General features: G+C 71.1%; 15 protein-coding genes. 6 read left to right on the top strand and 9 right to left on the bottom strand.

Annotation, left to right across the window (positions count from 1 at the left end; genetic code table 11):
• The first annotated feature begins 112 nt into the window (after positions 1-112).
• Together AC1DWR_RS03335 and AC1DWR_RS03330 are read left to right on the top strand one after the other, a co-directional pair.
• Entirely contained in the window at positions 113-334 is a 222-nt protein-coding gene (locus tag AC1DWR_RS03335; RefSeq protein WP_477613175.1) for a DUF7455 domain-containing protein, read from the top strand.
• A gap of 24 nt (positions 335-358) precedes the next feature.
• A complete protein-coding gene (locus tag AC1DWR_RS03330; protein WP_477613176.1) occupies positions 359-844 on the top strand; it encodes a DUF456 domain-containing protein in 486 nt (161 codons plus the stop codon).
• Between the two features lie 110 nt (positions 845-954).
• Here the strand turns inward: AC1DWR_RS03330 and AC1DWR_RS03325 are convergent, their stop codons facing one another.
• From AC1DWR_RS03325 to AC1DWR_RS03300, 6 genes are all read right to left on the bottom strand, one after another.
• Positions 955-1,356 (bottom strand): DUF3040 domain-containing protein, encoded by a 402-nt coding sequence (locus AC1DWR_RS03325; RefSeq protein ID WP_477613177.1) that lies wholly within the window; start codon positions 1,354-1,356, stop codon positions 955-957.
• Between the two features lie 176 nt (positions 1,357-1,532).
• Entirely contained in the window at positions 1,533-2,783 is a 1,251-nt protein-coding gene (gene dinB, locus AC1DWR_RS03320) for a DNA polymerase IV (RefSeq protein WP_477613178.1), read from the bottom strand.
• Positions 2,784-2,802: 19 nt separating this feature from the next.
• Positions 2,803-3,588 (bottom strand): methyltransferase domain-containing protein, encoded by a 786-nt coding sequence (locus tag AC1DWR_RS03315; RefSeq protein WP_477623648.1) that lies wholly within the window; start codon positions 3,586-3,588, stop codon positions 2,803-2,805.
• 5 nt (positions 3,589-3,593) lie between these two features.
• Complete coding sequence (locus AC1DWR_RS03310; protein ID WP_477623647.1) at positions 3,594-7,484, bottom strand: DNA polymerase III subunit alpha; 3,891 nt, start codon at positions 7,482-7,484, stop codon at positions 3,594-3,596.
• Positions 7,481-7,951 carry an SAV_6107 family HEPN domain-containing protein gene (locus AC1DWR_RS03305; RefSeq protein WP_477613180.1) on the bottom strand — a complete coding sequence of 157 codons (471 nt, stop codon included), beginning with the start codon at positions 7,949-7,951 and terminating at the stop codon, positions 7,481-7,483. Before AC1DWR_RS03305 ends, AC1DWR_RS03310 begins: the two co-directional genes overlap by 4 nt.
• Positions 7,951-8,295, bottom strand: coding sequence for a DUF6504 family protein (locus AC1DWR_RS03300; protein WP_477613181.1), 345 nt, complete (start codon positions 8,293-8,295; stop codon positions 7,951-7,953). The genes AC1DWR_RS03305 and AC1DWR_RS03300 overlap by 1 nt, the downstream gene beginning before the upstream one ends.
• Before the next feature lie 327 nt (positions 8,296-8,622).
• Here AC1DWR_RS03300 and AC1DWR_RS03295 point away from each other — a divergent pair, with 327 nt between their 5' ends.
• Both AC1DWR_RS03295 and AC1DWR_RS03290 read left to right on the top strand, forming a co-directional pair.
• Positions 8,623-9,147 carry a YbaK/EbsC family protein gene (locus tag AC1DWR_RS03295; RefSeq protein ID WP_477613182.1) on the top strand — a complete coding sequence of 175 codons (525 nt, stop codon included), beginning with the start codon at positions 8,623-8,625 and terminating at the stop codon, positions 9,145-9,147.
• A gap of 123 nt (positions 9,148-9,270) precedes the next feature.
• Positions 9,271-10,095, top strand: coding sequence for an HAD-IIA family hydrolase (locus AC1DWR_RS03290; protein ID WP_477613183.1), 825 nt, complete (start codon positions 9,271-9,273; stop codon positions 10,093-10,095).
• Between the two features lie 25 nt (positions 10,096-10,120).
• Here the strand turns inward: AC1DWR_RS03290 and AC1DWR_RS03285 are convergent, their stop codons facing one another.
• On the bottom strand, positions 10,121-10,441 hold the full coding sequence (locus AC1DWR_RS03285) for an ArsR/SmtB family transcription factor (protein ID WP_477613184.1): 321 nt from the start codon (positions 10,439-10,441) through the stop codon (positions 10,121-10,123).
• 102 nt (positions 10,442-10,543) lie between these two features.
• Between AC1DWR_RS03285 and AC1DWR_RS03280 the strand changes: the two genes are divergently transcribed.
• Positions 10,544-11,815 (top strand): MFS transporter, encoded by a 1,272-nt coding sequence (locus AC1DWR_RS03280; RefSeq protein WP_477623646.1) that lies wholly within the window; start codon positions 10,544-10,546, stop codon positions 11,813-11,815.
• A 24-nt stretch (positions 11,816-11,839) separates the two neighbouring features.
• Here AC1DWR_RS03280 and metF read toward each other — a convergent pair whose 3' ends face one another.
• A complete protein-coding gene (gene metF, locus AC1DWR_RS03275) occupies positions 11,840-12,778 on the bottom strand; it encodes a methylenetetrahydrofolate reductase [NAD(P)H] (RefSeq protein WP_477613186.1) in 939 nt (312 codons plus the stop codon).
• A gap of 94 nt (positions 12,779-12,872) precedes the next feature.
• On the opposite strand from metF, the gene AC1DWR_RS03270 reads away from it, so the two are divergent.
• Positions 12,873-13,958, top strand: a complete 1,086-nt coding sequence (locus tag AC1DWR_RS03270) for a polyprenyl synthetase family protein (protein WP_477613187.1) — start codon at positions 12,873-12,875, stop codon at positions 13,956-13,958.
• A gap of 34 nt (positions 13,959-13,992) precedes the next feature.
• On the opposite strand, the gene AC1DWR_RS03265 is transcribed toward AC1DWR_RS03270, so the two are convergent.
• Positions 13,993-14,376 carry an Rv2175c family DNA-binding protein gene (locus AC1DWR_RS03265; RefSeq protein WP_477613188.1) on the bottom strand — a complete coding sequence of 128 codons (384 nt, stop codon included), beginning with the start codon at positions 14,374-14,376 and terminating at the stop codon, positions 13,993-13,995.
• Positions 14,377-14,544: the final 168 nt, after the last annotated feature.

Raw genomic sequence — 14,544 nt, 5'->3', positions numbered from 1 at the left:
GCACCGGATGGGCCACCCAGGGAAGTAATCCCCACGGTGGAGCAACCAAAGTCCGGGGTAGGACGTCTCTAGGAGACAACGCGCCTCCGGGCGCAACGAAAGGAAGGCTGACGTGACCACTGCACTGGCACCCTCATTGAACGCGGCCGACCGCTGCGACCGCTGCGGCGCCCAGGCCTACGTGCGCGCTCGCCTTCACGCTGGTGGCGAGCTGCTGTTCTGCGCTCACCACGGACGCGAGCACCTGCCCAAGCTGCGCGAGCACGCCGACATCCAGGACGAGACCGAGCGGCTCCACGAGACCCCTCCCGTCGCTCCCCTCGAGGAGCGGTAGGGAAGCCACACCGGACCTCCCACCGTGGAGGCCACCCTCTGGGTCCCCGCCGTCCTGATCCTGATCGGGATGGTGGGGATCGTCATTCCCGTCATCCCCGGGCTGCTGCTGTGCCTGGCCGCGGTGTTCGTGTGGGCCCTGGACGCCCAGAGCACGCTCGGCTGGTCGGTGTTCGCGGTCTGTGCCCTGCTCTACCTCGCGGGAGTGGCGCTGCAGTATGCCGTGCCCGGGCGGCGGCTGCGCGAAGCCGGCGTCCGCCGGTCCACCCTGGTCATCGCGGTGCTACTGGCCGCCGTCGGTTTCTTCGTCATCCCCGTGGTCGGTGCGCCCATCGGGTTCGTGCTCGGGATCTACCTCGTGGAGCTCGGACACTCGCAGGACAGGACCGCCGCCTGGGCCTCGACGAGGTCCGCGCTGAAGGCGGTGTTCCTGTCGATGGGGATCGAGCTGCTCGCTGCGCTCGCCATCGCCACGACCTGGGTTGTCGGGGTGCTCTTCAGCAGGGTCTGAGCGCCGTCCTGGCCCAGTAGCCGTCTGGTCCCCGTAGCCGTCTGGTCTCAGTGCCCGTCTGGTCTCAGTGGTCGTGGGGGTCAGTGGTTGGGGGGGTCAGTGGTTGTGGGTCAGTAACCGTCGTCGCGGCGACGGTCCCAGCGTTCCTCGATGCGGTGCATGAACGAGCCGCCGGACCTCGGTGCCTTCGACTTGGTGGGGGTGGCGCGGCGCACGCTGCCATCGGGCTGGACGGTGCCCAGGGCGGCCTTGCGCCGCGGCGGTGTGACGGCGAAGGCGACTGCCCCGACCATCAGGGCGAATCCGATCGCGCCGATCCACATGGTGGTGTTCACCCCGACCAGCACGAGGGCCAGCCCTGCGACGACACCCACCACACCAACGGCCATCCGACGACGCGCCGACGCTCGCGCCCCAGCGCCCTGCATCTGCGAGGCGAACTTGGGGTCCTCGGCATACAGCGCCTGCTCCATCTGCTCAAGCAGCTGCTGTTCGTGCTCGGAGAGCGGCACGGTGACCTCCTGGACGTTCGGCGTGCACCCACTAAACGCATCAGGCCACAGAATCGTTGCCCGCCGGGAGCATCGTTGCCGGTCAGTGGCCGTCCGCTGACGTCTTCAGGATATGTCCCCCGGCGTGGTTGCACTACCCGTTCTCCGAGCCCGGTGTGGGCTGACCTCGATGCTGGTCACGGCCTGTCGCGCGGCTTGTCGCGATCCCCGTCGGGGATCAGGCTGGCCGGTCGGACGCTTCCGGCACCGAACCGCGCGCTGGCCCGGTCGACGGCGCGGTCGGCGTCGCGCCAGCCGTGGTCGGGCTCGTCCAGGGTGCCCTGGATGGGAGCCCCGACACTCTCGACCAAGCCCTCCATCCGCACCCCGACCAGCCGGATCCGGGCGCGCTGGAGCCCGAGGGCGTCGTAAAGGCCCTTGGCGGTGTCGAAGATCTCCCGGCTCACGTCGGTGGGGTCGCGCAGCGTCTTGCTGCGGGTGATGGTCGTGAAGTCGGAGAACCGCACCTTGATCGAGACCGTGCGCCCGAGCACCCCGGCCGAACGAACGCGTGCCGCGGTGCGGTCGCTCAGCTTGAGCAGCTGACGGTGGATGTATGCCGGGTCGTCGACGTCGAACTCGAACGTCTCGTCCGAGCCGATGCTGCGCTCGCGACGCTGGGTTTCGACCTGGCGCGAGTCGCGCCCCCAGGACAGGTCGTGCAGGTGCGGCCCGGCACTCTCTCCCAGGGCCCGTCGCAGCGTGTCGACGGGGGTGTGGGCGATGTCGGCGACCGTGTGCAGGCCGAGGCGCAGCAGCGTCTCCTCGGTCCTGTCCCCCACTCCCCAGAGCGCCCCGACCGGGAGCTGCTGGACGAAGGTGACCACCTCGTCGCGCGGCACGACGACCATGCCGTCCGGCTTGGCCAGTCCTGAGGCGAGCTTTGCGACGAACTTCGTGGGGGCGACTCCAACCGAGCAGGTGATCCCCTGTTCGTCGTGGATGGTGTCGCGGATGAGCTGGCCGATCCTCGCGGGGTTGCCCAGCCGGCGCAGTGAGCCGGACACGTCGAGGAAGGCCTCGTCGAGCGAGAGCGGCTCGACCACCGGGGTGATCGTCTCGAAGGTCGCCATGACCGCGGCCGAGATCTGGCTGTAGAGGCGGTGGTCGGGGGCGACGACGGTCGCCGTGGGACACAACCGTCGCGCGCGGGACATCGGCATCGCCGAGGCCACACCGAACTTGCGGGCTTCGTAGGTCGCCGAGAGGACGACGCCGCGGTTGCCCCCGCCGCCGATGATGACGGGAGTGCCCACGAGCTCGGGGCGGCTCAGCAGCGACGCGGAGGCGTAGAACGCGTCCATGTCGACGTGCAGGACGGTGCACCCCGTGTCATCGGGTGGGTGCTCCCCCCCGCGCTGCGGGAGCGCGTACTGGCGCCGGCTCATCGGTGGCCCCGGTTCGCCCTCAGCGTCGGGCGAGGACGTGCACGGCCGCGCCCAACTGTCCGAGGAACCCGAAGTCGGGGTGGCGGCTGGCCACCTGTTCGAGCTCGAGCAGGGCCATGCGGTCGGCCTCGGAGTCGATCAGCGCCGACGGCACGAGGTCGCTGAACAACCGCACGCCGTGGACGTCCTCGACGACGAGCCCGGTCTGCTCGACCAGGGCCTGCAGCGCGGCGGCGTCGAACCGGCGCGGCAGCGGATCGGCGCCGCCCCAACGGCCGTCTGCGGAGGTCAGGGCGGTGTGGGCCTGGGCGAACTGCCCGGCCAGCGCCCGGGCCAGGACGACGGCGAGCCGCCCCGCGGCCACCAGGCTGAGGTAACCACCGGGAGCCAGCACTGCGGCCAGCGCCGCGAGGGTGGCCTGGGGGTCGTCGACGACCTCGAGGGTGCCGTGGCAGCAGACCAGGTCGACCGGTTGGTCGCCCACGAAGTCGGCCAGGGAGTCGGCGTCCCCCTGCAGTGCGGTCACCCGGTCGGCGACGCCACGCTCGGCGCTGCGCCTCGACAGGGAGGCGAGGGCGTCCGGACTCGGGTCGACGACGGTGACGTCGTGGCCGAGCTCGGCCAGTGGCACCGCGAGGCCGCCGGTGCCGCCCCCGAGGTCCAGGACCCGCAGGGGGCGACCCAGCTCGGCCTGCTGGCGCTCGATGAGGGTGCGCACCGAGGCCCACACCGCCGAGGTCCGCAGGGCTGTCTCGACGCCACCGCGTCGGGTCCGCCACTGCTCTTCCCCCCCCCCCCCCACCACTGTGGTCAGTGACCGGAGCTGCCAGGGCTCGAGTGCCAGAGCTTGCGCGGCGGCGTGAACTGATCCGCCCCTCCCGCGTCGGGCACCGCCGCCCCTTGACCGAGGCGGTGGGACCCCCGCACGTCCTCGCCCGGCGGCCGGGTGTCGGCATAGGGCGACTGCCGGAAGCCCGAGGCATGCACCAGGACTCGCCGTCCTGCGCCCACCTGCTGCTGGTGGGCAGCCTCCAACGCCTCAGCCTGCTCGGTGGCGGCGCGCTCGCTGGCATCCATCGCGGCATACACCGCCTCGAGGCCACCACCTCGCCACGCGTCCCACAACGGGGTGAGCTCCCACGCACCCGTCGCCCGCAGCGAGATGCCCCGCGGACCGGTGCGACGCACCACACCACGGACGAGCAGCATCCACGAGTGGAAGACCGTGGCGGCATAAGGACCTTGGACATCCTCGAAGAAGGTCGCGTCGATCGGTCCGGTGGAGTCGTCGAGGGTGAGGAAGACGACCCGTCGCCCTGACCGGATCGGCGGCGTCTGGGTGGCGACCTTGACCCCGCACGCCCACACGGTGGACCGGCTGCGCGCCCGCAACAGGTCGCGACTGCGGGTGACTCCGAGCGCATCGAGCATCGGAGCGTAGAAGTCGACCACGTGGGCACTCGCGTCGAGGCCGAGGATGTCGAGCTCGGCGCGGACGCGTTCGGGACCGCTCAGCTCGGGCAGGCCGGTGCCACTGGTGAGCTCGGGTCGGTCACCGAGGTCGAGCGCGAGCTGGGTCGCCTGCTGGTCGGCTGCGCGTACCGGCAGCGCTGCCTGCGACTGCGCTGCCGCCCGGGCCCGCACCTGCCCACCCTCGAGGTGCTGGTCCGACACCGGCAGGGCACGGCTCCCCCTGGCCCGGCGTGGCGCCGCCCGACGCGCCGAACGGTCCAGTGCCCGGCCGTAGCGGTCGAGCTCGGCGACGTGCAGCAGCAGGTCACGACGGGTGGTCCGGCCCCGACGACCCAGTCCCCCGGCGTCGATGCCCGCGGAGGCCACCCGCATGCCGTAGAGACTGTCGAAACCCCCCGCGAGGACGAGGCGTTCGGCGATCGGACGCGAGACGTGGGCGCGGTGCCAGAAGTCGGCCAGCCCGGCGTAGGGCTGCCCGGCGACGATGCGGGCCACCTCTGCGTCGTTGATGCCGCGGACGTCGGCCAGCGACAGCCGGATGCCGTAGTCGCTGGCATCGGGCAGGTCGGGGTGCGGCGGGACGAACCCGGACGGGTCGTCGCAGTCCAGGCGTTCGATGCGGTAGCTGCCGGTCGAGACGTTGACGTCGAGGCCGAGCACCGCGATGCCCAGGCTCCGGGCGTCGTCGAGGATCAGCCGCTTGGGATACATGCCCGGGTCGTGGGTGAGCACGCCGGCGAGGAACGCTGCGGCGTGGTGGGTCTTGAGCCACGCGGAGTGATAGGTCGGCAGGGCGAAGGCCGCGGCGTGGGCCTTGCAGAACCCGAACGACGCGAACGCCTTGAGCACCTCCCAGATCCGGTCGACATCGGCGGGGGCATAGCCGCGGGCCGAGGCGGCCGGTCGCCACCAGGCCTCGATCTCGAGCTGTCCCTTGGGGGTGCCGAGGGCACGGCGCACCTCGTCGGCCTGGGCGAGCGACACCCCGGTCGTCTCGGCGACGATCATCAGCACCTGCTCGTGGAAGACGACGACTCCCTCGGTCTCCTGCAGTGCCTCGATGAGCGTGGGGTGCAGGTAGCTGACCTCCTTCCAGCCGTGCCGGGCCTCGAGGAACGGCGTGATCATGTCGGACTTCACCGGGCCTGGCCGGAACAGCGAGATGTCGATGACAAGGTCCTCGAACCGCTCCGGACCGAACTTGCCGATCAGCTCACGCTGTCCGGGGCTCTCGATCTGGAAGCAGCCGAGGGTGTGGCTGGTGCGGATCAGGCGAAATGTCGCCTCGTCGTCGAGCGGCACCTGGGCCTGGTCGTCGAGGTCGACCTGCACTCCGTCGACCCGCTGGACCTCCTGCACGGCGTGGGCCATCGCCGACTGCATCCGGATGCCGAGGACGTCGAGCTTGAGCAGCCCGAGCGTCTCGACGTCGTCCTTGTCGAACTGGCTCATCGGGAAACCCAGCCAGCTCGCCTCCACCGGCGTCCGGTCGAGCAGGCTGCCGTCGGACAGGATCACGCCGCACGGGTGCAGCGCGATGTGGCGGGGCAACCCGTCGAGCCGCTCGACGAGGTCGAACAGGGCTCGCAGCCGAGGACTGTCCAGGCCTCGCGAACGCAGCTCGGGCAGCTCGGCGATGGCGTTGCGGGCGTCCCGGGCCCGGATGTGCGGGAACGCCTTGGCGATCTCGTCGATCTCCACCGGCGGCAGCCCGAGCGCCGCCCCGACGTCCCGGATGGCGTGCCGCACCTTGTAGGTGTCCATCATCGACACGCAGGTGACCCGCTCACCGCCGAACCGGTCGAGGACCCGCTCGTAGACCTCGGTGCGGCGGGCCGACTCCACGTCGATGTCGATGTCGGGCAGCTCGGCCCGCAGCGGCGAGCAGAACCGCTCCATCAGCAGGCCGTAGCGGATCGGGTCGACCCCGCTGATCCCGAGCAGGTAGTTGACCAGCGACCCGGCTCCCGAGCCGCGAGCCGCGACTCTGACCCCCATGTCGTGGATCAGGTCGACGACCTCGGCGACGGTGAGGAAGTAGGTCGGGTAGCCCAGCTCCGCGATGACCTTGAGCTCGTCGGTGAGCCGGCTCTCCACCGCCATCAGGTCGCGCTCGCCGGCCCCGGGGTAGCGCCCGGCCACCGCCGCGCGGCACCGTTGCTCGAGCACCACCTGGGCACTCATGCCGGGATCGACCCCCACCCGGTCGGGTTCGGGCAGGTGGACCGACCCGATGCCGAGGTCATGGCGGGCGCTCTGGGCGCAGCCGAGCCCCAGAGCCAGGGTCCGCCCGACCAGGTCGTCAGCCCGGCCGAGGTCGCCACCGGTGATCTCACGGGCGATGGCGTGCATCGTGTCGGTCGTGGCCAGGTGGGCGGCGTCGGTGACCCGGTCGAGGTGCCGGGTGTCGAGGGCGACCAGCCGCCGCGCGGCGTCGAGCACGTCGACGACGGCCGACTCCCCGGGATCGACGTGGCGCACCGCCGCGGTGAGCACCGCGGTGACGCCCTGCTCGTCGGCGAGCCCCAGCAGCCGTCGGGCATGACTGCGCGATGCCGGGGTGCCCTCGGGTCCCCCGTGGCAGACCACCTCGATGACGACGGCGTCAGGTGGCAGTCGGCGCCGCCAGGAATCCAGCAGCTCACGGGCCCGGTCGGTGCGCTTGGCCAGCAGCGCCCGTCCCACGTCGGAGTCGGGGCCGAGCAGCACCACGAGCGGACTGGGCTCCCCTTCACCTGCGCCGCCGCACGCTGCTGCGACCACGGCGGCGGAGCTCACGGGCACTCCCCGCTCACCGCGCAGGTGGGTCTGGGTGACTAGCCGGCACAGTGCCGCCCACCCCACCCCTGCGGGCACCCCAGCCGCTCGTCCCCGCGCGAGCACGGTGACCCGTGGATGGCGGGCATCGCGCTCGGCGCCACCCCGGACAGGGGTCCGCCCCCTCACCGCTGGACCGACCGCATCCAGACCCACCGGACCCGGACCGACCGCATCTGAACCCATCGCATCTGGGCCCACCGCGAGGTCGACTCCCAGAACGGGTGCGATGCCGGCCGCGGTGGCGGCCTGGACGAAGCGGACCGCACCGTAGAGACCATCACGGTCGGTGAGCGCGAGGATCGGCTGACGGTGCTGGGCAGCGCGTTCGACCAGCGCCTGGGGCGTCGCGGTGCCGTAGCGCATCGAGAACCCCGACGCGACGTGCAGGTGGGCGAACTCGGTGCTCACGGGCCGGCCCCCGGAGTGCTGGTCACTGCGGTGGGCACCAGCAGGTGGTCGTACGGCGACCTGGGCACTGGCAGACCCAGGGTCCGGCAGACGAGGTCGAGGAAGAGCTCGGACTGGCGCAGCAGGTCGTCGGCCTCGCGCGCACTGTGGTCGTGGTGGCGGCGAGCTCCCACGACGTCGAAGAACCCGGCCCACTCGGAGAGCTCGGGCGCGACCGTGGGCAGCAGCTCCCACAGGCTGCGAGGACCGGACTGGCCCGCGGACTGGTGGGTGGACGTGATGCGGGTGGCGACCACGGCGGCAGCCGCGCGCAGGGCACCGAGCTGGGCCTGGTCATAGCGTCGGGCGACCTCCTCGCTCTGGCAGGCCTCGAGCAGCGAGTGCCGTGCCCGGTCCAGCAGGTCGAGCGTGGCAGCAGCTCCGCTGGCCGCCCCCTGGGCAGTCCCGTGTGCACTTCGGGCGCCCATCAGTCCGCCACCCTCAGCAGCCGCCACTGGCTGCCTGCGTGACTGGCGGGGTCGGCGCACAGGTCGTAGACCCCGATCCCGGCGAGTCGGCCGGCGCTCGCCTCGACCCGCCAGACCTGTCGTTCCCGCGCATCGGTGAGCACGTCGCTGCCCTCGCGCTCGCGGGCGTCGCGCCACCACGGCCGCCGCTCCTGCCAGCGGTCGAGCACGGCCCGGACGACATAGAGCCGGCCACGCCAGACGAAGGCGTTCGGACCGCGCCCCGCCACCTCTCCCAGACCAGGGGTCAGGTCCTCGCGAGCGCCCTCGCGGACCTCGATGGGCTCTTCGTAGCGGCGGACCACAGGGCGCTCCTTCGGGGATCTGGTTTTCGGGTTGCGGGCATGGCGCAGCGCCACCAGACACAGCGCTGCCGCGTCACCGGGTGATGCGCTCTGGGCCCTGTGAGAGGCGGGGTCGAGGCGCCTGCTCACAGGGCCAGAGCCGCAGTGGTCCGCGGGATGACCGCCCACCACGGTGTGGGGCCGTGACCGGTGGATCGGTCGTCGTCGTGAACCACGAGTTCGAACAGGTGTTCGATAAGAAGAACGGTACACCCCGCCACGGACAGTCCGTCAACCCCCTCCAGACGACTGGTGACAGGCGTGACCGCACGGCCCTAGTCTTCGGCCATGACAGCGTCCGACGTGCCGACGTCGGCCCCCGACCTGACCGGGCACCCTGCCGTCCGCAGGGTCCTGGAGAACCTTGCGATCCACCACGTCGTCCCCGAGGTGGTCACCCTCCCGGACGCCGTGCGCACCGCGGCCGCCGCGGCCGCCGCGCTGGGCATCACCCCCGCCGAGATCGCCAACTCGCTCGTCTTCCGGGCCCACGCACCGGACGGCACGATCAGCCCGATGCTCATCCTCACCTCGGGCGCACACAGGGTTGACCTGGTCAAGGTCGCCGACCTCGTCGACGACGTCGACCACCTCGACCGGGCAGACGCCGACTTCGTCCTCGAGGCGACCGGTTTCACCATCGGGGGCGTGGCGCCAGTCGGCCACCGCAGCCAGGTCCGCACTCTCGTCGACGTCTCACTCAGCCGCTACCGCCACGTCTGGGCGGCTGCCGGCCACAGCCACACCGTCTTCCGCACGACCTACGAAGAGTTGCTCCGCGTCACCGGAGGCCACGCGATCGAGGTCGCCTGAGGCGCCGCTACTGCGCTCGTGGCCAATGGCAGGGCGCCACCTCCTTCAGGCACTCCATCCTCCGCGACGTCCGCCACCCGGCACTCCCCCAGACCCCGCACGCAACTCGGACACAATGGGCCCATGACCACACCGAAGCCCGTCGAGTGCTGGCTCACCGACATGGACGGCGTCCTCGTCCACGAGGAGAGCGCGATCCCCGGAGCCGCCGACTTCATTGCCACACTGCAGGAGTCAGGGCGGCGGTTCCTCGTCCTGACCAACAACTCGATCTTCACCCCGCGCGACCTGCGGGCCCGGCTGCTCGCCAGCGGTCTCGACGTGCCGGAGGAGTCGATCTGGACCTCCGCCCTCGCCACAGCGCAGTTCCTCGCCGACCAGCGGCCGGGCGGGAGCGCGTTCGTCGTCGGCGAGGCAGGCCTGACGACGGCGCTCCACGAGGTGGGCTACACGATGACCGAGCGCGACCCCGACTACGTCGTGCTCGGCGAGACCCGCACCTACTCGTTCGAGTCGATCACCAAGGCGATCCGGCTCATCGAGGCCGGAGCCCGCTTCATCGCCACCAACCCCGACGTCAGCGGGCCCAGCCCGCACGGCATGCTGCCGGCCACCGGCTCCGTCGCAGCCCTGATCAGCGCGGCCACCAGCCACCGGCCCTACTTCGTCGGCAAGCCCAACCCCCTGATGATGCGCAGCGCGCTCAACCGGATCGACGCCCACTCCGAGTCGACCGTGATGATCGGCGACCGGATGGACACCGACGTCATCAGCGGACTGGAAGCGGGGCTGCGGACCATCCTCGTGCTGACCGGGTCGACCAGGCGCGAGCAGGTGCAACGCTTTCCCTACCAGCCGACCCGCGTCGTCGACTCGATCGCCGACGTCGTGCCGCTCGTCACCGAGCTGCGTCCGCTGACAGGAGCCTCGAGCGACTCGAGCGGCTGACCCCGAGGTATGCCGCCCGGCCGGGTCAGCCGCGCGAGTCGCCCAGCACGCTGGCGAGCAGCCCCGGGAAGGCCACGTCGAGCTCCTCGCGGCGCAGCGACACCAGCCGTTCACGGCCACGAGGCTCGTTGCGGATGACGCCCGCCTCGCGGAGCACCTTCATCAGGTGGGACTTTGTCGACTTGGGCAGTGCCGGGTTCGTCGCACCGCACTGGGCCATCTCGAGCGGGCCCGCGGCGAGGTCCCGGACGATCTGCAGCCGGGCCGGGTCGCTCAGCGCGAAGAGCACGTCGGTGAGCGCCACGTCCGCCATGGCCGGGTGTGGCAGCTCTTGGTTTGCGGGCATGGTTCGATAATACTCGAACCAATCTGGCAAGATCGGGAATGTCCAGGGCAGATTGACAGTTCGATAAGTTTCGAACCGTTGTTTTCGTCCGAGAGGCCCGTCATGAGTGCGACCAGCAGCATCCCGACCGGAACGACCAGCTCGACCACCACCAGCTCGACCACCAAGAGCTCCACCGCCGACGGTGAGGGACGCGGACGCCGGCTCCCCCGTCGCCCCGCCTTCGTGCTCGCCCTCGCGTCGGTCGTGGCGCTGATGGTCGGCGCGAGCGCACCATCGCCCTTCTACCCGGTGCTCCAGGCCCAGATCGGCTTCTCCGCGGGGACGATGACCACCATCTTCGGGGTGTATGCCGTCACGCTCCTGGTCACCCTGCTCGTGACCGGCTCCCTGTCCGACCACATCGGACGCCGACCGGTGCTGGCCGTCGGCTTCCTGGTCCTCGCGGTGAGCATGGTCGGCTTCTGGCACGCCGACGGCGTCGGCACCCTGCTGGTCTCGCGCGCAGTGCAAGGTGTCGCCGCAGGCCTGCTGATGTCGACCATGTCGGCAGCCGTCGTGGACCTCGAGCCAGGCACCCGCCCAGGACTCGCCGCGACGCTCAACAGCGTCACCCCGCTGTTGGGTCTCGCCGCAGGCGCGCTCGCGGCCGGTGCCGTGCTGGACTCCAGCCCGCACGCCCTCCCGCTCGTCTTCGCGACGCTCACCGCGGCCTACCTCGCACTGGCGGTGGGCGTCCTCGCTCTTCCCGAGACCTCGCCACGTCACCAGGGGTGGCTGCGCTCGCTGCGTCCACGGGTCGGCATACCTGCTGCTGCCCGACCTGCGTTCCGGCGCAGCGCACCGGCCCTGTTCGCCGGCTGGGCCACCGGTGGCCTCTACCTCTCGCTGGGCGCGCCCATCGTCGGCCAGCTGCTCGGGGGTCGCAGCCACGTCGAACAGGGTGCGGTCGTCACGGTGCTCACCGGGGTCGGCGCCCTCAGCTCCTACCTCGGCCGACAGCGCACACCCCGCCGGATCACGCTCTACGGCACGACCATGCTCGCCGTCGGCACGGTGCTGACGCTGGTCGCGCTGCACGCGGGGTCGCTCGTCGCCTTCCTCCTGGCCGCGGTGGTCGCGGGGTCGGGCTTCGGCACGTCCTTCCTCGGGATCATGCGCTCGATCACCCCGACCGTCGGGCCGGCCCAGCGCGGCGAGCTCTTCTCCAGCGTGTTCGTCGTCAGCTACCTCGCCTTCGGGCTGCCGGCGGTCGCCGCCGGGTTCGCGGTCCCGCGGTTCGGCCTCGAGACGACGGCAACCGTCTACGGGCTGACCGTGGTCGCGCTGTCTGCAGCCGCCGCCCTGGCCAGGGCGTTCACCACCCGGGACTGACCGAACCGACCACGGGGACAGCGCTCAGGCCAGGCCTGCGGCGCTGCGCGTGGTGAGGTCGAGGTTGCGGTAGACCTCGAGGGTCGCCGTCGAGCGGTTCATCGTGATGAAGTGCAGCCCCGGTGCGCCTTCACGGAGCATCCGGTCGGCGAGCTCGGTGGCGATCTGCACGCCCACCTCACGGGTCGCGGCGGGGTCGTGCGAGACCGCCTCGAGCCGGCCCACGACGGCCGGCGGCAACGGGGTGCCCATCAGCTCGGACATCCTCGCCACCTGCTTGAAGTTCGTCACCGGCATCAGTCCGGGTGTGATCGGCAGGTCGCGACGAGCCGCCACGGCGTCGCGCAGCCGCAGGTAGCTGTCGGCGTCGAAGACCATCTGGGTGATGGCGAAGCTCGCGCCGGCATCGGCCTTGCGGACCATGACCTCGACGTCGTGCTCGAAGCTCGGTGACGCTGGGTGCACGTCAGGGAACGCCGCGACCCCGATCGTGAAGTCGCCCAGGGTCCGCACCAGCGCCACGAGGTCGGTCGCGTGGTTGAGGCCCTCGGGGTGAGCCACCCACTCGCCGCCGACGTTGCCCGGCGGGTCGCCCCGGAGGGCGAGGATGTTGCGGACGCCGCTCGCGGCATACAGGCCCACGACCTGGCGCAGCGCGGCCACGGACGCGCCGACACAGGTCAGGTGCGCCAACGGCGTCAACGTCGTCTCACGGGCGATCCGCTCGGTGACGCGCACCGTGCGGTCCTGGTTGGAGCCGCCCGCGCCGTAGGTGACCGAGACGAAGTCGGGTCGCACGGACTCCAGGCGGCGGATGGCGTCCCAGAGCATGGACTCCCCGGCGTCGTCCTTGGGCGGGAAGAACTCGAAGCTGATCGAGGGATGCGGCGCCGCCAGCATTCCGGGGATCGACAACGGCTGCTGCGTCGGTCGATCCACTCCCGAGGTGTGCCCCAAAGCCATGGCGGTGAGACTAGTCGAGGGCCCACGCCGTAGGCTCAGTGCCAGCACAGGATGAGACATTCCGCGGATCGACAGACGCCGGGAGGAACGCGTGGTGACCAGCCCGCTCGACGCCGCGTCCCTTCGTGAGCGCGTACAGCGCACCGTCGACGACGTCCTCACCCACCAGGCCGGGGTCCTCGCCGAGGTGGGCCCCGACGCCCAAGAGCTGCTCGGCGCCGTCGCCCGCCTCCTCACCGGCGGCAAGCGGCTGCGGGCCGCCTTCCTCTACTGGGGCTACCGCGCCACCGGACAGCCCGACTCGGACGCCCTCGTCCGCGTGGCCACCGCCATGGAGTTCTTCCAGGCGGCTGCGCTGATCCACGACGACGTCATGGACGACAGTGACACCCGGCGGGGTATGCCGGCTGCGCACCGTTCGCTCGCAGCTCGCCACGAGCGTGAGTCGTGGTCCGGCGACGCCGACCGGTTCGGGGTGGCCGGCGCGATCCTCGCCGGCAACCTGTGCCTCAACTGGACCGAGGAGATCTACGCGACGTCCGGTCTCGACCCCGACCACCTCTCGCGCGGGCGAGGCGTCTTCGACGTGATGCGAACCCAGCTCATGGGCGGCCAGTTCCTCGACGTCGTGGAGTCCGCGCGGTCGTGGGACGGCGTGTCCACCCAGGAGCGGATCGACCGGGCAGAGCACGTCATCCGGTTCAAGAGCGCCAAGTACACCGTCGAGCACCCTCTTCTCATCGGGGCCACTGCCGGTGGCGCGTCCGACGAGGACCTCTCGGCCCTGTCCCGCTACGGCCTCGACCTCGGCCAGGCGTTCCAGCTGCGCGACGACCTGCTGGGCGTGTTCGGCGACCCGGCCGCGACGGGCAAGCCCGCGGGCGACGACCTGCGAGAGGGCAAGCGCACCGTGCTGATCGCGCACGCCCTCGCCGGGGCCGACCCGGCCGGGGTCGAACTCATCGAGGCTCGACTGGGCGACCCCGCGCTCGACGACCAGACGGTGCACCGGCTGCGCGAGGCGATCACAGCCGCAGGTGCGGTCGACGCGGTCGAGGCCGACATCGCCCGCCTCGCCGGCTCGGCACGGATGGCTCTCAAGTCGACGCGTGAGCTCGCACCCGAGGCGGCAGGGGTGCTCGACCAGCTGATCGACAGCTCGACGACCCGGGCCCACTAGTCGTGCTCAGGCCGCCCGTTCTGGGCAGTCGCCGCTAGAAGGCCTGCTCCATCGCGCGGCGCCGCACCTCGGTCTTGAACCCGGCCGCCAGGTTGTCGACCGGGGTCCCGGCGACGCGCAGCGTCTCGTCGCGGGTGAACAGCCAGCGGAGGATCTCCGCGTCGTTCAGGCCTCCGTCGGCGAGCACGGTGAAGGTGCCCCGCAGGTGACGGAACACGTCCTCCTCGAGGAACTGCGCCGGTACCGCGACGACGTTGCGCTCACCGACCCTGGCGCTGAGCAGCTCGCGGTCCTCGATCAGCTTGCGCACCGACGACAGTGGAATGCCCAGCCGCTCGGCGATGTCGGGCACGGTCAGCCAGGAGCCGACGAGGTCTTCGAGGGGGGTCTCCGCGGGGTCCGCAGGCTGATCGGTCACGGGACAAGAGTGCCAGCGAACGCTTGCAAAGCAAATTGCGTCCCGGAGTGCCTGCGGGAGTGAATTACATCGATGTAAGTCGATATGGGGGCCTTCGATGGTGTACCTTTCACAATCGTCACACTTGCCCCACTGTTCACTCCAGCCACCCGTTCCGTCACCTGTTCC

Source organism: Pedococcus sp. P2_E2 (genome assembly GCF_056403955.1).
The sequence above is the reverse complement of the archived record's forward strand: the minus strand, read 5'-3'. Positions and strand labels throughout refer to the sequence as shown.

Excerpts from the sequence above, each read along its gene's own strand:
- dinB (WP_477613178.1), bottom strand. The coding sequence starts at position 2,783 with ATGAGCCGGCGCCAGTACGCGCTCCCGCAGCGCGGGGGGGAGCACCCA.
- AC1DWR_RS03305 (WP_477613180.1), bottom strand. The coding sequence starts at position 7,951 with ATGGGCGCCCGAAGTGCACACGGGACTGCCCAGGGGGCGGCCAGCGGA.
- AC1DWR_RS03295 (WP_477613182.1), top strand. The coding sequence starts at position 8,623 with ATGACAGCGTCCGACGTGCCGACGTCGGCCCCCGACCTGACCGGGCAC.
- AC1DWR_RS03290 (WP_477613183.1), top strand. The coding sequence starts at position 9,271 with ATGACCACACCGAAGCCCGTCGAGTGCTGGCTCACCGACATGGACGGC.
- AC1DWR_RS03285 (WP_477613184.1), bottom strand. The coding sequence starts at position 10,441 with ATGCCCGCAAACCAAGAGCTGCCACACCCGGCCATGGCGGACGTGGCG.
- AC1DWR_RS03280 (WP_477623646.1), top strand. The coding sequence starts at position 10,544 with ATGAGTGCGACCAGCAGCATCCCGACCGGAACGACCAGCTCGACCACC.
- metF (WP_477613186.1), bottom strand. The coding sequence starts at position 12,778 with ATGGCTTTGGGGCACACCTCGGGAGTGGATCGACCGACGCAGCAGCCG.